We start from the raw sequence: 19909 nt of genomic DNA, 5'->3' as shown, positions 1-19909 counted from the left end.
TAAGGGGTTAAAGGTATTTTTCAAAATATGGAACAAGTTCGTCTCCTCGGCTTAGTTTTCCGTTATTTATACATACAGTTTCGACTCGTCCTTTTACACAAAGTTTATGATCGCATTTTCGGTATATATCTTGATAGAAAACAAATTTGATTCCTTCTTTTCTAACATATAATTTACAAATAAAATAATCTTGGCTATGCAACGAGTTTTTATAATCGATCTCGATACGGCTGACGACCGGTTCTATTCCTTTTAACCGTATTTCATTGAAATTAGTGCCGGTTTGCTGCAGGAATTCGTGTCTGGCATGTTCGAGATAGTGCTGATAATTTGCATTGTTTACAATACCTTGCATATCGCATTCGTAATCACGTACTTTAAATTCGAGTTCGTAGCAATATTTAGTTTCCATTTTTATACTTGGCCGTTTATATAGATTTCAAAAATAACGAAATAATTTATATATACGATATTATTGTAAAAACGGGAAGTTACGTAGCTTCCCGTTTTTATGTAAAAGAAGTTATATTTTTCCTTGTAAAGAAGAGATCCGTTCTATCAGTTCGTTCCCCAATGCGGTTTTTGCCCGGATGTGTTCATTAACTGTTTGTACGAAAGTATTGCTGTCGAAAGCGCCTCTAACCTGTTCGAAATCGATATTTTTTTGTTGGGAATTTCCATCGACCCCGAATCCGGTTTTAGCAGTTATAGAGAATTCTTTCTTTGCATCGGCATATAACATATCATCGAGGCTAACAACTGCTTCGCGCCAAATATTTACGATCTCGATAATATCATCGGCTTTCATTTGAGAAATATCTTTATCATACCATTTTTGCATGATTTCATAAGCCCAGGTCCACTCCATGTCGTAATAATTTTGGTGAAGTCTGGTGAAAGTATCGTTTATTTCATCGAGAGAAGTAATTTTTTCCGATTCGATATCTGAAATCAGTTTATCGATTTCAGATTTAGGTGCGATCAGTCCCGATAAATCGAGCCATTCTCCATTTCCTGCCTTTGTTGTCGGCTTTAGTCGTTTTCGAATTTCATCGTTATCTTTAAATCGGGTAATTTCAAGTCGCTTGATAATCGAATTACCGAGAAATTTATTAATAGCTTTAGAATAAAGCAATATCCCTTTTAATAATGATCCGTTGTGTATATTGGCACTTTGGTAAGAATAAACTTCCGATGTTTCACCCGAAGTACGTTGCAGTGAGCGTAGCACTTCGATAGCCGTCAGCATTTTTTGTATCGTATAAGGGCTTAATAAATTGAAATTGATGTTGTCTAATTTTTCGGGATCTTTTCGTTTGTCCCGTTTAGGCCATTTCTGAGCGTCGCGTATGGTTCCTACACTTTTCAGGTTCACTCCCGGTACCAGATACGACTCATTTCCTTTTTCGATGAGGTAAGAGAAAGGCAGATCGGATGTGTCCGGGTGTCTGACATGTCGCCCCATAACCAGAGAGAAAGCTCCTATTTTTGCCGGCCAAAGGATATATGAATCGCTTGTTGTTTTCGATCCTCGTTCGACAATACCCTGATGTATGGGTCCCAGTTTATACATATGATTACTTTGGTTCGATCCGCTTCCAGCATTCAGGAAAGAAAACATACCGGCAATGAGTAAACTCGATTTATGCATCGATACGGTATATGGTCCTGCAAATATGGCGCAGGCTTCACCGTTTTCTCCCTGACAATTGCTGAAGAAAAGGGAGTCGTGTGCCGAAAAAAGATGGGATAAAGAACAAGCCTGCCCGATAAAGCATCTTACCATAACTACGCCGTCGGAAATGTGAGCCCCCGAACTGACAATAAAATCCTCTGCCATGACATTGCAGCCTATTTTTACAGGATCATTCTCGTTGCTGTTTATGGTACCGTTTTCGAGTTTCGAAGCACCGTTGATTTCACAAAAATCACCGATACATACGTTTTTTATCGTTCCGGTATTTATAATCTCGACATTTTTCCCGATGTATCCTATTTCCGAAGTATGTTTTTCGGCATATGCGGCGATCATTTCTCGTAGTTTTCCTATGAGCACGGGACGATGACGATATAATGCGATAATATAGGCGAGGTGTGCCGACAATTTATTATAAATAGGGACCTCACGTCCACCTGTTTCGCAGAGTACAGAAACTTCCGTACCGTTTCCGAAAGAGCTTTTTCCTTCTACTACGATAACATTTACATTTTGTATAAAGCTGTTCTCTCCGATATTATAATTGGCTATATAGTTCGATACATTCTCGATCAGGACATTGTTTTCCAAGGTACAATTATGTAGGCTGACATGTCTTAGTCCCGAATGTTTTCGGAAGCCTCCGGGTAAAATGAATTCTTTTTCGAATACACCCATGCGAATTTTACCTGAAAAACGGGTATGGAATATATACTCGGGCGTAAAAGCTTCTGCTACTTCAATAGCCGACCAGTCATCCGAGGTGCAATGTTGCTGCTTCAACGTTTCTATTTCGAGGTCGGTCAGTTTTCTGAATGTTTTACACATTGTTCCGTATTTTTTAGCGATAGTGTTAAAGACTTAGTTTTCTTCAGCCGATTCTATATCATTCTCATCGTATTTTGTGTATAGAAAATCATTATAAGGGAATCGTGTGACATGAATTTCTTTTACTTTATCATATAACCGTTTTTTTAGTTCGTCGATATTTTGTTTTTCTTTCGCTGAAATAAAAATGCAATTGTCATTCATTTTAGCCATCCAGGTGGCTTTCAGCTCGTCAAGGGAAATATTTTCTTTTGTACGAGGAGTAAGATCGTCTGCATCTTTTTCGACGTAGGAAAAAGCATCTACTTTGTTGAAAACAATAATCATAGGTTTATCGGCCGAATCGCAAACTTCATACAAAGTTTTGTTTACGATTTCTATTTGTTCTTCAAAAGAAGGATGGGAAATATCTACTACGTGTAAAAGAAGATCGGCATCACGCACTTCATCCAAAGTCGATTTAAAGGATTCGACGAGGTGCGTCGGTAATTTTCGGATAAAGCCTACGGTATCTGTCAGTAAAAAAGGAAGGTTATCGATAATGACTTTACGTACAGTAGTATCCAGTGTCGCGAATAATTTGTTTTCGGCAAATACTTCCGATTTACTGAGTAAATTCATCAGGGTAGACTTTCCTACATTTGTATAGCCAACCAAAGCTACCCGCACATTTTTACCCCGGTTTTTTCTTTGAATCGATTTTTGCCGGTCTATTTGTTTCAGTTCCTGTTTCAGTCGTGATATTTTATCGAGAATGATACGACGGTCGGTTTCGATCTGTGTTTCACCGGGGCCGCGCATTCCGATACCGCCTCGTTGTCGCTCGAGGTGGGTCCATAGCCGAGTCAGCCTTGGAAGTAGGTATTGGTATTGTGCCAGTTCTACTTGGCTTTTTGCATGGGCCGTTTGTGCCCGTTTGGCAAAAATATCGAGGATAAGGCTGGTACGATCCAGAATTTTTACCTGTAATTCGTGTTCTATGTTTTTTAGTTGTTTGGGACTGAGGTCGTCATCGAATATAACGAGCCCTATTTCATTTTCATCGATGTAATCTTTAATTTCTTTTAGTTTCCCGGCTCCTACAAATGTCGTAGGATTAGGGTACTCGAGTCGCTGTAAAAATTTTTTTACAGGTTCTGCTCCGGCCGTCTCGGCCAAAAATGCGAGTTCGTCGAGATATTCGTTTGCTTTAGCTTCGTTTTGTGTTTGCGTAATGATACCTACCAATACGGTACGTTCGGTATCTTGTTTTGTAAGAATAAATTCCTTCATATATGATTTTGGTATAATATATGCAAATATAATGAAATAGCGGAGAAAATGTTCTTCGTCCTTATGAATCTCTACTGTTTTATTCCAGTGTAAAGATATAGTTTTTATCGTCAGAAAGTGTAGGGTCGAAATGAAAACCTTCCCAGGTAAATGTTTTTAGTATTTCGGGATTTTCGATTCTGTTTTTTAATATAAAACGGGTCATTGCTCCACGTGCCATCTTGGTATAAATCACAATGGTTTTCATTTTCCCGTTTTTTATAAGCTTAAATTGTGGTGTTATGATATGGCATTCGCTTTCGATCCGTTTCCAATCGAACAGATATTTCATTTCGTTGCTGGCCAGATTGAATAAAATTCCTCCCGTTTTTTTTATCTCGGAAATGAAGCCCTCTGTAAGTCTTTTATTCCAATAAGCGTACATATTTTCCGTTCCTGATTCCGATAGATCTACGTCTCCCTCGAGCCGGTAAGGTTTTATAAGATCCATCGGACGTAAAAGTCCGTAGCAAAAAGAGGTGATGCGCAAATGGTTCTGTGCATATTCGAAATCTTCTTGTGAAAAATCCTCTGGAGAAATATTTTTGAAAACGATGCCTGTATATGCCAGTAATGCTTGTAGCGAAGTTGTTGTTGTCGAGTGAAAATCTTGATACCTTAGAAGGTTTTCTGCTGCGATGCGATCGGGTATTTTAAGAATTTTTTTCAGTTCTTCAGCATCGTATTGCAGTAACCGTCCGATTATGTATGATGCTTCTTTCGCATAGGTGGGTTCCGTAGCGAAAGGAGGTTTAATTTCCGACTTACGACTCATTGTTTTTGCACAGGAAAGAAGAAGCATCATAATGGGGAATTAATAAAACGTATTTAATAATTTTACAAATATAATTTTTAGGGTTGAATAAAAAAAGGAATAGTTTTCTATTCCCTTTTTATGTTTGTTTGTTTCTCATTCAGGAGTGATTCCCTGTTTGGCCAATAATTCGAGACTGAGATCTTTTAATTTGAATTTTTGTATTTTCCCGCTTCCTGTCATTGGAAATTCGTCGATAAAGAAAATATATTTAGGAATCTTATGCCGTGATATTTTTCCTTTACAAAAATCTTTAATATCACAATCTTGCAGGGTCTCTCCGGGTTTTAGAATAATAAAGGCGCCTACTTCTTCTCCGTATTTTTTAGAAGGTACTGCAGCGACTTGTACATCTTTTATCTGAGGTAACTGGTATAAGAATTCTTCGATTTCACGAGGATAAATATTTTCGCCTCCTCTGATAATCATATCTTTTATACGTCCTGTAATAATATAATTCCCTTCAGGAGTTTTTACCCCTAAATCACCAGAATGAAGGTATCCGTTTTTATCGATAATTGCGGCAGTCGCTTCCGGCATTTTGTAATAGCCTTTCATAATATTGTAGCCTTTACAACACATTTCGCCTTGTACGCCTACGGGGCATTCTTCGAGAGTATCGGGATCAATTACCTTAACATCTACAAACGGGAGGTCGCTCCCTACCGTCGAGGTACGTACTTCCAGCGGATCATCTACTTTACTTTGTGTCATACCGGGAGAGGTTTCGGTTAGGCCGTAAACACTGGTTATTTCCCGCATATTCATTTTTTCCACCACTTCTTTCATCAGCCATTCGGGGCAGAGAGAACCGGCCATAATCCCGGTACGTAAAGAACTGAGGTCGAACATATCGAACATCGGATGATGTAGTTCGGCAATAAACATGGTAGGCACACCGTAAAGGGCGGTACACCGTTCTTTATGTACCGATGCAAGAACGACCAGAGGGTCGAAGCGTTCGAGCATAACGGCGCAGGCTCCGTTGGTAATGATAGCCATAATGCCTAATACGATACCGAAACAATGGAAAAGAGGAACGGGAAGACATACGCGATCGTTTTCGGTAAATTTCATACATTGTCCGATACAATACCCGTTATTTGTAATGTTGTGGTGGGTAAGCATTACTCCTTTAGGAAAACCAGTTGTTCCTGAAGTATATTGCATATTTACCACATCATAACAATCGAATAATTTTTTTTGTTTTTCCAGAATATCGTCTTCCATTGTACTACCCAGCAACAAAAGTTCGGCTGTATTGTACATTCCCCGATGTTTTTCCTGCCCGATATATACCACATTTTTCATAAAAGGGAAACGTTCGCTTTTAAGATTCCCCCGTTGAGACGTGCGTAATTCGGGTAACATAGTATAAGTCATATCCCGGTAATCACTGTCGAATGTTCCGTTCGAAATACAAAGGGTATGCAAATCGGAGTCTTTTACGAGATACTCGAGTTCGTGCTGTTTGTAATTGGTGTTTACCGTTACCAGTACGGCTCCGATTTTAGCCGTTGCGAAGAGAAAAACGGTCCAGTCGGGGACATTAGTTGCCCATATGCCTACGTGGGAATCTTTTTTAACGCCGATTGCCATCAATCCTTTCGCCAGATTGTTGACACGTCGGTTGAATTCCGAATAGGTAAATCTCAGGTTTCGGTCGGAGTAAACGATAAATTCTTTATCCGGAGTTTTTTCTGTCCAGTATTCAAGAAAATCCCCCAATGTTTTTTCAAATAGTTTCATAGGTCTTTTTTGAGAGATCGTTAAACCGGAATGTGTATGACGGCAAGTATTTGCGCATCTTCACAATTATCGGCATGTACATGGTGAGGAACGATAGAGTCGTAGTAAATGCTGTCGCCTTTCGTAAGCCGGTAAGTTTTATTTCCATAATTAATTTCGATATTACCCGACATAACATAAATAAATTCTTCCCCTTCGTGAGAAGAAAGTTCGTATGTTTCAGGGTCGGCGGGAGCGATATTTATCATAAATGGTTCCATGTGCCGGTTAGCTTTCGATCCCGATAACGAATAATAATCCATATGTCGGCGAGTTCCCGAAACATGGGTAGAAAATGTGAGATTACTGCTTTGTTCCTCGCTACGGCAAACTACAGGACCTAATTCTTCTTGACCATCGAGGAATGTTCCGAGTCTGACTCCGAGAGCTCGTGCTATTTTCAGTAATATGGCCAAAGCCGGTAAGTCGGTATTATCTTCGATTTTTTCAATTATTTCATCATTCAGTCCCGCATGTTGAGCGAGTTCTTCCCGTGTCATTTTTTTGTCTTCGCGCAGAGACTTTATTTTATCTCCGACAAAATTGTTACAGTTCATTATTGTTTCGTTTGTTAATTAATCGATGTTTTTAGGTTTCAGAATGAAATATTTTTCTGCAAAAATAAATAAAACTTTAATTATTCTTGCGAAAAATGAGAGAAATTTCTTTTACGATATAGTTTTCATTTTCCCGTTTCTATTTTTACCAACCGGAGGTCGCTCCTCCTCCGCCCGAACGGCCGCCTCCGAAACTACCCCCCGAGAAACCTCCTCCTCCTCCAAAACCTCCTCCTCGATGGCCTCCTCCGGATGCCACGATGATCATAGGTATGACATAACGTTTTCTGAATTGTTTATGGCAATGGGCGCAACCGTATATTTTTTCTCCTTCTCCCGCACTGAAAGGGGTTGCCGGGGATAGGATATAATCTTTTTGAAGACTATAGGCCCGGGCCCGGCAATTAGGACATACCGTGTATCGTGTGTATGCGTTTTCATAGGGGAATATTCTGGTATTTCCGCATTTATCGCATAGCCATACATCATAATCTACCGAGTTGAGTTTTTCTTCGGTATTTTCTTGAGGAGAAAGATAATGATTGTCCTCTTCTTCATTGAGTTTGTGCATCGTACTGCCGCATTTGTCGCAAATTTGTTTTTCATTGCGTAGCTTTTTGAGTTTCCAGCGTAACCAAAAACAAATAAAAGCGACGAAAAAAGGGAAAATAAATGCCAGTATAGTTACAGTTCCTTTAAAGCGGACGAGTGATTTATAACGGTTATAATTATTGTTATTATATTTTTGTTTTAATGAACTTCGGATCATACTCAACAGAAGAACTGAAATCAGAAACGATGCTCCGAGATAGAAATACAAGGGATTTATATTATTAGTTCCCTGATATTGTTCAGTGGGACGGGTCGCTTTTATTTCATCTTCCGCTTCGGGATTAGTCAAAATATCGGTAACCCTTTCTATGCCAGCCAGCATACCGCTACTGTAATCACCCTTTTTAAAATATGGCAACATATTCACCATTTGTATTCTTTTGACGATGGCATCGGGCAATACACCTTCGAGGCCATAACCTGTTTCGAAGGTAATTTGCCGTTTGTCGGCAACGAGAAGAATGAGCAATCCGTTATCTTTTTCTCTCTTGCCAATACCCCAATGCTCGAAAAGGCGAGTGGCGAAGGGCTTAATTTCTTCATCTCCGATAGAATTAACTGCGACGACCGCTACTTCTGCAGTTGTTTTAATTTGCAGAGAATCGAGGATTTGATTGATGGCGGCAACGGAAGAAGCTGAAAGTATACCGTCGGGATTTGAAACGAAATCTTTTGCATTTTTTAGATGTGTATTCGGGATGGTCTCTATCGTATAGGCATTGTCTGCCATGAGCGAGAGCGAACTCGAAAGAAATATCAGTAAAAATAATAGTATTCTTTTCATTGTTTTTGATTTTCTAAGTTTTATACGGCAGGGAGACTCATTCCGTTTATTTTTCGATAAAGGTCGAGAGCATATACATCGGTCATGCCCGATATGTAATCGATAACAGCCTGTAAGCGGTTATAAAGAGATTCGGCTTGCATTTCGTATTGGGTCGGGACCTTATTCAACAATAATTGAGAATAAGCCTTTTGGGGATTTATGACAGCATCTGTGAGCTTATCGAGTAATATAGAAATAATTCGGTTACCGGCTAATTCGATGTCCAGAACATCAGAGGATTTGTAAATATATGCATATGCGGCTTTCGAACAGTCTTGATATGCTTTACAGGGAACGGTTCCGATATGATCGATTAAGGCTCCTTCGAATTTTCCTTCCAATAAAATATCTTCTTTTTCGCAGAAAATCCGAGAGCATTCGTCGACTAAGACTCCTATTACGCAAGAACGCAGATAGGCGATTTGTTCATTGATATCTGTAACGATATCGAGTGTTTCCATTATATGTTCGAGCCTTTGTCCTTCAAAGAAGCTCAGTAAAAGTTTTTTGGTAGTGTCTGTGGTAAGAATTTTCAGTTTATGGGCATCTTCTATGTCCATGATTTGGTAGCAAATGTCGTCGGCAGCTTCTACCAGATATACCAGTGGGTGGCGGCAATATCGTACACCGTCTTCTTCTTTCATGCGGATCATACCCAAATCTTCTGCGACTTTAATAAAATCGGCTTCTTCCGATTTGAAAAATCCGAATTTCCCTTTCTTTTTAGCTAAAGTCGAGGAATGAGGATATTTTACAATAGAAGCTAAGGTAGAATAGGTCATGGCAAAACCGCCTTGTCTTCTGCCGTTGAACTGGTGGGTGAGTAATCTGAATGCGTTTGCGTTTCCTTCAAAATGGGTAAGATCTTTCCATTCATCTTCTTTCAAGAATTTCTTGAGATCCATTCCGTTTCCTTCCGAAAAATAAGTTGCTATGGCGCGTTCTCCCGAATGACCGAACGGCGGGTTTCCCATATCGTGTGCCAAACAAGCTGCCGAAACGATGGGCCCTATTCCTTGTAATTTATCTACCCAGGGCTTGTCGGCATATTTTTCCGAAAATATAGCCGAAACATTATTTCCGAGAGAACGTCCTACACATGAAACTTCGAGGCTGTGAGTAAGTCGGTTGTGTACGAATACACTTCCCGGTAGAGGAAATACTTGAGTTTTGTTCTGTAAGCGTCTGAAAGGTGCCGAGAAAACCAGCCGGTCATAATCTCTTTGAAAATCGGACCGGGTATGGTGTCTTTCGTCGTGATAACGTTCCATACCGAAACGTTTGGCCGATAATAGCCTTTCCCAGCTCATACGCGATATGTCGTTGTTTGTCATATATACTTAATTTTGAAAAGCAAACTTACATAAAATCTGTGATTATCCTGTTAAGGATTTCTTAAAAACAGATTTCTTTAAGAGTTAGAGGCATTCATCCTGTCGGAGCCATAAAAATATGCATTAAAAAACGAAAATATACCGTTCTTTTGAATGGTTTTCGTTATTTTCGCAAGTTAAAAGGGCTGTCTTTGTGCAGACAATGTAAAATAAAGAGGAATTATGGAAATAAAAGTAAAGATAGTGAATCGTTCGAAACATGCATTACCTGCTTATGGAACGGCGAATGCCGCAGGGATGGATATACGTGCGAATCTCGATGATGCGGTCGTTTTAAAACCTATGCAGCGCATATTGATACCTACCGGCCTTTTTATCGAATTGCCTGAGGGCTACGAAGCTCAGATACGTCCGCGTAGCGGTCTTGCGTTGAAAAAAGGAATTGCTGTGCTTAATTCTCCCGGTACGATCGATGCCGATTACAGGGGAGAGATAGGCATTATCCTGATGAATTTATCGGATGAAGATTTTGTAATCAACGATGGGGAGCGTATTTGCCAGATGGTCGTAAAGGAATATGTAAAAGTCGAATGGGAACAGGTACCCACGTTGGAACAAAGTGAACGTGGAACCGGTGGCTTTGGGCATACCGGTGTAAAATAAAATAAAAAGATAATTTTTGAAAACGAAGCAATATGTCTAAATCGGTTTTTGCATGTCTGTTATTAATATCAGTATTTTTTACTTCTTGCGGTATCGCTCGGAAATCGGCGAACACGACGTATGACCGTGAAACCTTGTCTCCTCAGGAACAGCGTAAATTCGATTATCTATTTCTTGAAGCAACCCGGTTGGCACAGGCTGGTAAATCAGACGAGTCGTTCGATATAATGCAACAGGCAGCAGCGATAGATACAGCAAGTGCTGTTGCAAAGTATGCACTTGCCGCCTTGTATTTGCAAATGAATAAGCCTCAACCGGCTTATGATTTGATCAAGACGGCTTCGGCTGAAGCTCCTGATAACTATTGGTACGGGATGATGCTGGCTAATCTTGCCGGTAATTTGGGTGATACGGATGAAGCGATAATTGCTTATCAGAATTTGATCAGTCATAATCCTAAGAAACCGGAATTGAATTATATGCTAGCCGATGCTTATACTAAAAAAGGCGAATATCAGAATGCAATCGATGCTTTTAATCGCATGGAGAATTCGATGGGTATAATGGAATCGATTACATTGCAAAAAGTAAAATTATATAAAGCCCTGAATCAACCGGATATGGCATATGCCGAAATGAATCGGCTTATTGCTGCCAGTCCTCGGAATATCGGATATATGGTTCTTTTGGGAGATTTGTATCTCGACGACAACAAGCCCGATGAGGCGTTGAAAATGTATAATCAGGCAGCTGAGATAGAACCGGATAACGGATATTTGCTGATGTCGAAGGCCAATTATTATAATCATATAGGTAATAAGGAAGAGTTTGAAAAACAGATATATACGGCCTTGCTTAATGATAAAGTCGATGTCGGTATGAAATTATCGATCCTGACTGATTACTTGAATCTTCTGTTGCAAAAGAAAGAAGATATCGGAAAAGTTGACGATTTGTTTGCCGCTTTACTCGATATGCATCCTCAAGAAGACGGGATACATAAATTGTATGCCGACTTTCTAATTTCTCAAAAACGTTTTTCGGAAGCCCAGGAGCAAATGCAGATTGTAGTTGATCTTTCTCCGGCGGTTGCGGGGAATTGGGTGCAACTGATGCGTATTACTATGTTTCTTGAAAAGTATGACGACGTAATCAGGATCGGAGAGAATGCGATAAAATATGTTCCCGAAATAGCTGATATTTATTTGTATTGGGGTGGGAGTTATATTATGTTGAAAAAATATGATGAAGCGATTGCGATATTCCAAAAAGGATTGGAAAATGTAGGAACAGAACGTCCGACTGCGATAGCCGATCTTTATGGTCAGATTGGAGATAGTTATCATGCCAAGGGTGAGCCTGAAAAAGCATACGAAATGTATGAGAAAGCTCTTACTTACGACCCCAAAAATGTGGGTGTATTGAATAATTACAGTTATTATCTTTCGTTGGAAAAGAAAGATCTCGATAAAGCAGAGCGAATGAGTGGTGAAACGGTTAAACTCGAACCGGATAATGCGACTTATCTCGATACGTACGGTTGGATTTTTTTCCAGCAAGGCAATTATTCTTTGGCGAAGTTATACTTACAAAGTGCGCTTAGTAAAGACCCGGAACACAGTCCCGAACTGATGGAACATTATGGCGATGTTATGTTTATGTTGGGAGATGCCGACGAGGCGCTGGAATATTGGCAAAAAGCGAAAGAAGCCGGCAGCGAATCGGACGTTTTGTTACGCAAGATAAAGGATAAAAAATATTACGAGAAATGAAGCGTTTTCTGACAGGTTGTTTGGTTCTGATTATGCTTCTCTTTACGGGATGTAAATCTTCAAAAACGACTGGTAGTTTAGAGCAGAAAGAGATAAACTCGGAGAAAAGTTGTTTTTCCGAATTATTAGCGAATTATCCCGGATACGATTCGTTTTCGGCTAAAATCAGTCTTTCGCTGGCGACTTCTTCCGGTACGGTATCGACTAAAGCGAATGTACGTATAATCAGAGATAAGGTTCTGCAAATATCAGTACAGCCTTTTGCCGGTATCGAGATTGCCCGTATAAGAGTAACTCCCGATAGCCTTTTTGCGGTAGATCGTATAAACGGTTATTATGTGGCTGAGTCTTTAGCCGATTATCGTAAAAGTTTGCCTGTAGATATTAATCTGGTATCGTTACAGGCGTTATTTCTTGGTCGTCCTTTTATTTCGGGACAGGATGATATTTCGATAAAAGATTTCAGATATTTTTCGTTTAGCCGTGCCGGTCAAGGTTGGAGCTTCGTGCCGGTAAATGAAGAAGGGATTTCTTTCCGTTTTACAACCGATTCGGGTTGCCGGTTGGAACAGACCGAAATAAATGCGGAAACAGGGTCGGGGAATGTCAGGCTTAACTGGGCCTATTCTTTATTGACTCCTTCCGACAGATGGTGGTATCCTGGGAAAGTTCGTATCGATGCGCAAGGATTGAGTAAAAATATACAAATCAATATCGGATATAATAGTCCAAAATGGAATTCGTTACAGAAAATAGACTTTTCTGTTCCTTCTCAATACCGAAGGATAAAAATGACGGATCTCTTTAAAATATTTTTGAAATGATGCGTAGGATCTTCATATTATTTTTTCTCGCTTGTATAAGCTGTGGTGTGGTTTCGGGACAATCGAAGCAAATTCGCGAATTACAGAACAAGCGTAAAACGGCTATGAAGAATATTGCCGAAACCCAGAAACTCCTGAAGACTACACAAAAGACTACTAAAAGTAGTCTTAATCAGTTGCGTTTGCTCAATAGTCAAATTTCGGCTCAGCATGAGGTTATCAATTTGTTGAATAAAGAACTTTCCGAACTTAATCGCCAGCAAAGGGCGATTTCCGATACGGTATATTTACTTGAAAAAGACCTGAAAATAAAAAAAGATTCTTATGCTAAAGCTATGCGCGGGATATATAATCATCGTTCGGGATACGACATCATGATGTTTATTTTCTCGTCCGAATCGTTGCAACAGTCTTATCGCCGTATTCGTTATCTTAAGGAATATTCCGCTTGGCGCAAAGAAGAGGCCGAAGCTATAAAAGCCATGCAAGTGCAGTTAAATGCTCGGAAAGAAGAGCTGGCAAAGACCATGCAGGCGAAGAAAAAATTATTGAGCCAGCGGACTCAGGTAGCCAATGATCTGAAAACAAAAGAAGGTAAGCAACAGGAGGTTGTTGCCGGACTTAAAAAGAAAGAAAAAGATTTGAAGAAGGAGCTTGAGAAACAGAACAAACAAGCAATCGCTTTGGACAAACGCATCGAGGCCCTGATTGAAGAAGAGGCTCGAAAAGCTGCCGAGGAAGCTCGAAAAGCTGAAGAAGCCGCACGAAAAAGGGCTCAGGGCGGTACGAAAAAAGGAGCGGATGACAATAAAAATCAACCGGAGGAACGCCATGCTCAGACTCAGGGCGGTTATGCCATGACCAAAGCTGAACGGGAATTATCCGGAAGCTTTGAAAAAAATAAGGGGCGTTTACCTTTCCCTCTTTCAGGCAAGTATTTGATTGTGGGACACTTTGGCCAACAGAAACATCAGGAACTGAAATATGTACAGATAAAAAACAGTGGTATAGATATACAAACCACCCCGGGTACGGTAGCCCGTTCGGTTTTTGCGGGGGTCGTTACCAAAGTATTCGTTATGCCGGGATATAACAGTTCGGTAATTGTTCGTCATGGTAATTATCTGACGATTTATTCAAATCTGAGTGAAGTCTATGTAAAGACTGGGGAAAAGATATCGGCTCGTCAGTCGATCGGGAAAATTTATTCCGATCCTGAAGACGGTAACCGCACCGTGTTGCACTTCCAGCTTTGGAAAGAAACGACAAAACTCAATCCCGAAACATGGCTCGATAAGTAATGGCAATAGAGATTGTAAAATATAACGCAGCTATGAAAAACGAATGGGATCGTTTTGTTGACGGTTCCAAAAACGGTACGTTTCTATTTAAACGGGATTATATGGAATATCATGCCGATCGTTTTACTGATTATTCGTTACTGTTTTTCGAGGGAAATAAACTTTTGGGACTTTTACCGGCAAACCGGAAAGATGATACTCTTTTTTCTCACCAAGGTCTTACTTACGGTGGCCTGGTGATGAATTTTAAAATTACGGCTACGGCTGTTCTCGAAATTTTTACCGCTTTATTGCATTATTTACGGTCGGTTGGAATTTTTCGATTGGTGTATAAATGTATCCCGCATATTTATCATCGTTATCCGGCAGAAGAAGATCTTTATGCGATGTTTCGGAATAATGCTCGATTAATGGCTCGAAATCTCTCGACAGCAGTATTACTGGAGAATCGTCTTCGTTATAACGAATCACGTCGTCACTCTGTTAAAATGGCGCATAATATGGGAATAGCCGTTCGAGAATCGTCTGATTTTGAACCGTTTTGGAAAGTGCTAACCGAAAACTTGCAGGAACGTTATGGAGTAAATCCAGTGCATTCCTTGAAAGAAATCATTTATTTGAAAGAGCGTTTCCCCGAAAAAATACGTCTATTCGAATCTCGTAAAAACAATGAAACGATAGCTGGCTGCGTTATTTATGATGGAGGCCCGGTCATGCATGTTCAGTATTCTTCCGCTTCTCATGTCGGCAAAGAGTGTGGAGCAAGCGATATGTTATTCTCTTATTTGATAGAGAATAGATGTGCCGGAAAAAAATATTTTGAATTCGGACAATCGACTGAAGAGAACGGATTTTTTCTGAATGAAGGACTTATCTCCTATAAAGAAGGGTTTGGTGGTCGAGGAATCAATTACGATATTTATGAAATAATTTTATAAAAGAATGACCGGCGAAGATCAGACATTTGTTTATCGGCGTATTGTAAAGGCTACCGGCTTGTTCGGCGGGGTACAATTTCTCAATATAGTTTGTTCGGTCATAAAAAATAAAGTGATTGCGGTTTGGTTAGGCGCCGAAGGTGTCGGTATCATTCGTCTTTTCGGAATGTCTGTCGATATGGTAACTTCTTTAACCGGACTTGGTCTTCGTAGTAGTTCTGTAAGAGATATTTCAAAAGCAGAGGCCGACGGAAATGCTACTATTATCAGCACGATAATAACTGTCGTGAGGCGGTGGTCTTGGTTTGCCGGGTTATTGGGGGCGGTCGTATTACTATCTCTGGCTCCGGTTTTAAGCCGTATGGTTTTCCATGATTCTAGTTATACCTGGGGTTATGTATTTTTATCTTGTGCCCTATTGTTCAATGCTTTGTTTGCCGGAGAACAAGCAATCTTGCAAGGTACCAGACAGTTAAAAGTACTTGCGAAAAGTTCTGTCACAGGAACTTTCCTTTCACTGATCATATCGGTTCCTTTATATTACTTTTTCGGAATAAAAGGGATCGTACCTTCATTTGTATTATCTTCATTGGCTTCGTTGGTCGCCATTCTTTTTTATCGTCGCCGCCGTTTTGATAAAGAGCAATTAACACTTGCCCAAACCTATCTGAAAGGAAAGCCCATTGCCGTATTGGGTATATTTATGACGGTGAGCAGTTTTATAACGACGCTTTTCCAGCTTATTTTTAATTCTTATGTTACCTACCGGTCGGGTATGGCCGGTGAAGGATTTTATCAAGCCGGACTTACATTGGTGGATAAATATGTCGGACTTGTTTTTATTGCCATGAGTGCCGAGTATTTCCCCAGACTGGCTGCTGCAAGCGATAATAATGCGAGTATGGAAAAATCGGTTAATCAACAGGCTGAAATATCGTTGCTCATGCTTATTCCGGGTATCTGTTTGTTTATAGTTTTGCAGGAGTGTATTATCCGGTTGCTATATACAGCCGATTTTTTAGTTGTAAAAGATTATCTTTTGTTTGCGGCTCCGGGAATCTTGCTCAAAGCAGTATCTTGGGCGATAGGTTATGTTTTTATCGCGAAAGGCGCATCGAAGTTATTTTTGTTTTCCGAATTGATTTCGTCAGTTATCACATTGGCGTGTAACGTATTTTTATATTCTTTTTTCAATCTTTATGGACTCGGATTTGCGTTTTTACTGAATTTTGCATTGTATCTGGCCGGTATCTGGTATTTGGCATACCGGTATTATTCTCTGAAACTCGAACGCGGAGTAATGTTATATCTTTTCGGAGGATTAGCTTCGGCTTTATTCATTTCGTTATTGTTGTATTATTCACCCGGATTGATCGGTTATATGTTGACCGGAGGATTCACGGTTGTGATTTTTTTCATTACATTAAAACGGCTTTTAAAGCTTATAGGGAATAAAGAACGGGGGAAAAATGAATGATAATGGTAATAAAATAAATAAGCCTGTAGTATCGGTTATTATTATAACTTATAATCAGGAAGATACGATCGCTCAGGCAATCGATAGTGTTCTTTTGCAGAAAGTCGATTTCCCATACGAGATTATATTGGCCGACGATGCCTCTATAGATAGAACATCAGCAATTTGTGAACATTATCAGAGTCGTTTCCCCGATATGATACGCTATGTTCGTAACAAAAAAAATAAAGGTGCGGTAAAAAATTATTTTGACGCTTTCTGCGTTTGTCGGGGAGAATATATCGCCGACTGTGCGGGAGATGATTTTTGGATCGGTGAAAGCCGTTTGCAAGAGCAGGTAGAATACATGAGAGAACATCCGGCGGTAATGATGGTACACGCCAATTGGCGTGTGTACGATACCATAACCGGAAATTTTACTTTACGAGCGCGGGATTCGCGTTACGATCCGGGAGAAAAGATACAAACGGGAGAAGACTCGATTATAAAATTATTGCATCAGAGAGGGACTCCCTATGTAATTCCGGCTACAGGAATATATCGGTTCAAGCCGGTATACGAATTTTACGGCCGGCATACGGCTCTATTTAGGGATTACTTGTGTGAAGATATTCAGTTGGCTGCTGTTTGTATGCATTTGGGTGAAGTTCATTATCTCGATCGAGAAACGATGGTTTACCGGGTAGGGCGTCCTTCGGTAAGTAACCAGTGGGATACGGAGAAGGCATTTCGTTTTTCTATCGATATGTTTCGTTTGCGATATGCCCTTGCCCGTTGTTTTAACTTGGATATGAGCCGTTTGAAACCCTATTCCAAAAAACAGTTTGCATTGATAATGCGTTATTCTGTAAGAGCGGGGAAAGGTGAATATGCTCGGGAAGCATACCGTCTGATAAAAGAAAATAGCGAGTCGTTATCTGTATGTACCCGATTACTATATTGGGGTGTAACCGATAAAGTATTATCTCCGGTCATATATTTTTTATATGGCAAATTACGTAAAGTTTATCATCTGTTCGTTATTAAAAACAAATTATAAGACCATGTCTTTAATTACCGTCATAATTCCTGTATATAATCGGGTCTCTTATCTCGAACGAACGTTTGCCTCGTTGCGGAATCAGACTTACCGTCCGTTTCGTATTATTCTGGTAGATAATAATTCGAATGATGCATCGCTTAGTTTATGCTATCGTTTGCAGGCAGAGAACAGTACAGACGATTTCAGAATCGATGTATTACAGGAACTCAAACCCGGAGCGAATGCAGCGAGAAATAAAGGTTTAAAGGAGGCAGTCTCACCTTGGGTGATGTTTTTCGATTCCGATGATGAACTTGTGCCGGATGCGTTACAACGGATCGCTGATGCGATCGAAAGATATCCGGTTGCCGATGTAGTCGGTTTTACAGCCTGGCTTCGTTTTCCCGATGGCCGGATGCGTAAAAAACGTCATTGTTTTTCGGTAAAAATCGAAGATCAAATCGTACATACGATGTTTTCAACCCAATGCTATGTGGCACGGACCGATACGATAAAAGCGATAGGAGGATGGGATGAAGATTTGCAGGCATGGCAAGATTGGAATATGGGAATTCGATTACTGATGCATACCCGTAAAGTCGTTTGGCTTAAACGTCCTTCTTTGGTAATTATCAATAGACATTCCGATAGTATAACAGGTGATTTTTATATCGATTCAATGTCTCGTCACGAGGCTGCAATAGATAAGACGGCTACTCTTCTTGCCGAAAGTAATTACCCCAGAAAAAAAGAGTATGCTGCGTTGGCCCATGCTCGTCGTTTGTTTTTGGCTGGCCGTTACAGGAAAGAAAATAACCGGGAACAGGGAGACCGAATGTTCGATACGCTTATGCAAATCTTATCTCCTACTATAGCCCGTCGTAAGATATGGCGAATGCTCTACCGGTATGTTAGTAGAGGAGGTCGCGGACAGGACATTATTATCCGTCGGCTTATTCGGTAGGAAGGTTCAGTTGATCGAGTAATTTAATATATAGCTCTATACCTTCCCGTATTTCTCCGGTTTCGATATATTCGTCGGCGGTATGTGATCGTCGGGAGTCTCCCGGACCGATTTTAACGGAAGAAAATGGCATGAGAGCCTGATCGGAAAGAGTAGGAGAACCGAATGGAGTCAGTCCCAATATCGATGCTCGTACGATGATTGGGTGGTCTGTCGAAATACGTGACGAATTTAGCCGGAATGATCGGGGCGCCATTTCACAATCGATATTTTTTTGTAATATTTCAAAGGCTTCTTCATTCCGGTAAAGTTCATTTGTGCGTATATCGACGACAAAATCGCATCGGTCGGGAATTACATTATGCTGGGTACCGGCTTGAATCATAGTAACGCTCATTTTTACCGGGCCGAGTATTTCGGATGTTTTCGGAAAACGAAAATCCCGGAGAGATTCGATTACCTTTAGCGCTTTATAAATCGCATTGTCTCCTTCGTTTCGGGCGGCGTGGCCCGATTTGCCGTATACCCGGCAATCGAGCACCATCAGACCTTTCTCTCCGATTGCCGGCTGCATGCCAGTCGGCTCTCCTACAACGGCAAGTGTAACAGGCGGTAGTTTATCCAGTACGCTTTCTATTCCGTTTTTGCCCGATACTTCTTCCTCTGCCGACGCCAGAAAAATAAGGTTATAAGGTTGTTCTTTGCTTTGTAAATAAAAAAATGAATGCAATAGCGATACCAGAGGGGCTCCGGCGTCGTTACTGCCTAATCCGTAAATTCTGCCGTCTTCTTCGATCGGGGTAAAAGGGTCATGTTTCCAACCCGAAACAGGTTTTACCGTATCGATATGGGAGTTGAGGAGAAGGGTCGGTTTTTTATCGTCGTATTTTTCGGCGATACACCAGATGTTATTACCTTGCCGGTATGTAGACATCCCGTTTTTTTTCAAATATTTTTCTATAACATCGGCGACGTCCTTTTCTTCCCGGCTCGGGGAAGGAATTGCGATTAATTGTTTCAACAGATCGATCGATGCATAATAAAGTTCGTCGGTACTCATATCGGATACGTTTTTGTCTGATGCAAAGTTAAAAAATAAAAACGGAATAATCGAATAAGGTTAGTTTTCGCCCGATATATGTTTAAAAACATACATACCAGTCCGTACCAGCATTTATAATTG

17 protein-coding genes are annotated in these 19909 nt (G+C 40.4%); 8 read left to right on the top strand and 9 right to left on the bottom strand.

What is annotated here, in order from left to right:
* Nucleotides 1–7: 7 nt before the first annotated feature.
* The 8 genes from NMU02_RS05970 to NMU02_RS05935 form a co-directional block, all read right to left on the bottom strand.
* Nucleotides 8–412: an acyl-CoA thioesterase gene (locus tag NMU02_RS05970; protein ID WP_255026515.1), complete on the bottom strand. Its 405-nt coding sequence runs from the start codon at nucleotides 410–412 to the stop codon at nucleotides 8–10.
* 111 nt (nucleotides 413–523) lie between these two features.
* The gene (locus NMU02_RS05965; RefSeq protein WP_255026512.1) at nucleotides 524–2524 is read right to left on the bottom strand and encodes a DUF4954 family protein; all 2001 of its coding nucleotides are present in this window, start codon (nucleotides 2522–2524) and stop codon (nucleotides 524–526) included.
* 33 nt (nucleotides 2525–2557) lie between these two features.
* The gene (hflX, locus tag NMU02_RS05960; protein WP_255026510.1) at nucleotides 2558–3796 is read right to left on the bottom strand and encodes a GTPase HflX; all 1239 of its coding nucleotides are present in this window, start codon (nucleotides 3794–3796) and stop codon (nucleotides 2558–2560) included.
* Between the two features lie 79 nt (nucleotides 3797–3875).
* Nucleotides 3876–4640 carry a YaaA family protein gene (locus tag NMU02_RS05955; protein WP_255026509.1) on the bottom strand — a complete coding sequence of 255 codons (765 nt, stop codon included), beginning with the start codon at nucleotides 4638–4640 and terminating at the stop codon, nucleotides 3876–3878.
* A 105-nt stretch (nucleotides 4641–4745) separates the two neighbouring features.
* The gene (locus NMU02_RS05950) at nucleotides 4746–6398 is read right to left on the bottom strand and encodes an AMP-binding protein (protein WP_255026507.1); all 1653 of its coding nucleotides are present in this window, start codon (nucleotides 6396–6398) and stop codon (nucleotides 4746–4748) included.
* Nucleotides 6399–6418: 20 nt separating this feature from the next.
* Nucleotides 6419–6994, bottom strand: a complete 576-nt coding sequence (locus NMU02_RS05945; RefSeq protein ID WP_255026506.1) for a helix-turn-helix domain-containing protein — start codon at nucleotides 6992–6994, stop codon at nucleotides 6419–6421.
* 145 nt (nucleotides 6995–7139) lie between these two features.
* Nucleotides 7140–8390, bottom strand: a complete 1251-nt coding sequence (locus NMU02_RS05940; RefSeq protein ID WP_255026505.1) for a TPM domain-containing protein — start codon at nucleotides 8388–8390, stop codon at nucleotides 7140–7142.
* Between the two features lie 20 nt (nucleotides 8391–8410).
* Entirely contained in the window at nucleotides 8411–9742 is a 1332-nt protein-coding gene (locus NMU02_RS05935; RefSeq protein ID WP_255026601.1) for a deoxyguanosinetriphosphate triphosphohydrolase, read from the bottom strand.
* 246 nt (nucleotides 9743–9988) lie between these two features.
* On the opposite strand from NMU02_RS05935, the gene dut reads away from it, so the two are divergent.
* The 8 genes from dut to NMU02_RS05895 are packed head-to-tail and all read left to right on the top strand — an operon-like array spanning nucleotide 9989 to nucleotide 18726.
* Nucleotides 9989–10429 carry a dUTP diphosphatase gene (gene dut / locus NMU02_RS05930; RefSeq protein ID WP_290427116.1) on the top strand — a complete coding sequence of 147 codons (441 nt, stop codon included), beginning with the start codon at nucleotides 9989–9991 and terminating at the stop codon, nucleotides 10427–10429.
* A 32-nt stretch (nucleotides 10430–10461) separates the two neighbouring features.
* Nucleotides 10462–12201: a tetratricopeptide repeat protein gene (locus NMU02_RS05925; RefSeq protein ID WP_255026504.1), complete on the top strand. Its 1740-nt coding sequence runs from the start codon at nucleotides 10462–10464 to the stop codon at nucleotides 12199–12201.
* Complete coding sequence (gene lolB1, locus NMU02_RS05920) at nucleotides 12198–13025, top strand: lipoprotein insertase outer membrane protein LolB1 (RefSeq protein ID WP_255026503.1); 828 nt, start codon at nucleotides 12198–12200, stop codon at nucleotides 13023–13025. The genes NMU02_RS05925 and lolB1 overlap by 4 nt, the downstream gene beginning before the upstream one ends.
* Complete coding sequence (locus NMU02_RS05915; protein WP_354003105.1) at nucleotides 13022–14326, top strand: murein hydrolase activator EnvC family protein; 1305 nt, start codon at nucleotides 13022–13024, stop codon at nucleotides 14324–14326. The genes lolB1 and NMU02_RS05915 overlap by 4 nt, the downstream gene beginning before the upstream one ends.
* On the top strand, nucleotides 14326–15264 hold the full coding sequence (locus NMU02_RS05910) for a GNAT family N-acetyltransferase (protein WP_255026502.1): 939 nt from the start codon (nucleotides 14326–14328) through the stop codon (nucleotides 15262–15264). The genes NMU02_RS05915 and NMU02_RS05910 overlap by 1 nt, the downstream gene beginning before the upstream one ends.
* A gap of 4 nt (nucleotides 15265–15268) precedes the next feature.
* Nucleotides 15269–16741 (top strand): O-antigen translocase, encoded by a 1473-nt coding sequence (locus tag NMU02_RS05905; RefSeq protein WP_255026501.1) that lies wholly within the window; start codon nucleotides 15269–15271, stop codon nucleotides 16739–16741.
* Complete coding sequence (locus tag NMU02_RS05900; protein WP_255026500.1) at nucleotides 16734–17780, top strand: glycosyltransferase; 1047 nt, start codon at nucleotides 16734–16736, stop codon at nucleotides 17778–17780. Before NMU02_RS05905 ends, NMU02_RS05900 begins: the two co-directional genes overlap by 8 nt.
* Nucleotides 17728–18726 carry a glycosyltransferase family A protein gene (locus NMU02_RS05895; protein ID WP_255026499.1) on the top strand — a complete coding sequence of 333 codons (999 nt, stop codon included), beginning with the start codon at nucleotides 17728–17730 and terminating at the stop codon, nucleotides 18724–18726. Before NMU02_RS05900 ends, NMU02_RS05895 begins: the two co-directional genes overlap by 53 nt.
* Here NMU02_RS05895 and NMU02_RS05890 read toward each other — a convergent pair.
* Nucleotides 18716–19786: a M20 family metallo-hydrolase gene (locus NMU02_RS05890; RefSeq protein ID WP_255026498.1), complete on the bottom strand. Its 1071-nt coding sequence runs from the start codon at nucleotides 19784–19786 to the stop codon at nucleotides 18716–18718. The genes NMU02_RS05895 and NMU02_RS05890 overlap by 11 nt on opposite strands.
* Between the last annotated feature and the right edge of the window lie 123 nt (nucleotides 19787–19909).

It is taken from the genome of Coprobacter tertius (assembly GCF_024330105.1).
Taxonomy (GTDB): Bacteria; Bacteroidota; Bacteroidia; order Bacteroidales; family Coprobacteraceae; genus Coprobacter; species Coprobacter tertius.
This window is presented reverse-complemented; position numbering and strand designations above follow the sequence as displayed.

Coding starts and splice junctions, on each gene's coding strand:
- NMU02_RS05970 (WP_255026515.1), bottom strand. CDS start 412: ATGGAAACTAAATATTGCTACGAACTCGAATTTAAAGTACGTGATTAC.
- NMU02_RS05965 (WP_255026512.1), bottom strand. CDS start 2,524: ATGTGTAAAACATTCAGAAAACTGACCGACCTCGAAATAGAAACGTTG.
- hflX (WP_255026510.1), bottom strand. CDS start 3,796: ATGAAGGAATTTATTCTTACAAAACAAGATACCGAACGTACCGTATTG.
- NMU02_RS05955 (WP_255026509.1), bottom strand. CDS start 4,640: ATGATGCTTCTTCTTTCCTGTGCAAAAACAATGAGTCGTAAGTCGGAA.
- NMU02_RS05950 (WP_255026507.1), bottom strand. CDS start 6,398: ATGAAACTATTTGAAAAAACATTGGGGGATTTTCTTGAATACTGGACA.
- NMU02_RS05945 (WP_255026506.1), bottom strand. CDS start 6,994: ATGAACTGTAACAATTTTGTCGGAGATAAAATAAAGTCTCTGCGCGAA.
- NMU02_RS05940 (WP_255026505.1), bottom strand. CDS start 8,390: ATGAAAAGAATACTATTATTTTTACTGATATTTCTTTCGAGTTCGCTC.
- NMU02_RS05935 (WP_255026601.1), bottom strand. CDS start 9,742: ATGAGCTGGGAAAGGCTATTATCGGCCAAACGTTTCGGTATGGAACGT.
- dut (WP_290427116.1), top strand. CDS start 9,989: ATGGAAATAAAAGTAAAGATAGTGAATCGTTCGAAACATGCATTACCT.
- NMU02_RS05925 (WP_255026504.1), top strand. CDS start 10,462: ATGTCTAAATCGGTTTTTGCATGTCTGTTATTAATATCAGTATTTTTT.
- lolB1 (WP_255026503.1), top strand. CDS start 12,198: ATGAAGCGTTTTCTGACAGGTTGTTTGGTTCTGATTATGCTTCTCTTT.
- NMU02_RS05915 (WP_354003105.1), top strand. CDS start 13,022: ATGATGCGTAGGATCTTCATATTATTTTTTCTCGCTTGTATAAGCTGT.
- NMU02_RS05910 (WP_255026502.1), top strand. CDS start 14,326: ATGGCAATAGAGATTGTAAAATATAACGCAGCTATGAAAAACGAATGG.
- NMU02_RS05905 (WP_255026501.1), top strand. CDS start 15,269: ATGACCGGCGAAGATCAGACATTTGTTTATCGGCGTATTGTAAAGGCT.
- NMU02_RS05900 (WP_255026500.1), top strand. CDS start 16,734: ATGAATGATAATGGTAATAAAATAAATAAGCCTGTAGTATCGGTTATT.
- NMU02_RS05895 (WP_255026499.1), top strand. CDS start 17,728: ATGGCAAATTACGTAAAGTTTATCATCTGTTCGTTATTAAAAACAAAT.
- NMU02_RS05890 (WP_255026498.1), bottom strand. CDS start 19,786: ATGAGTACCGACGAACTTTATTATGCATCGATCGATCTGTTGAAACAA.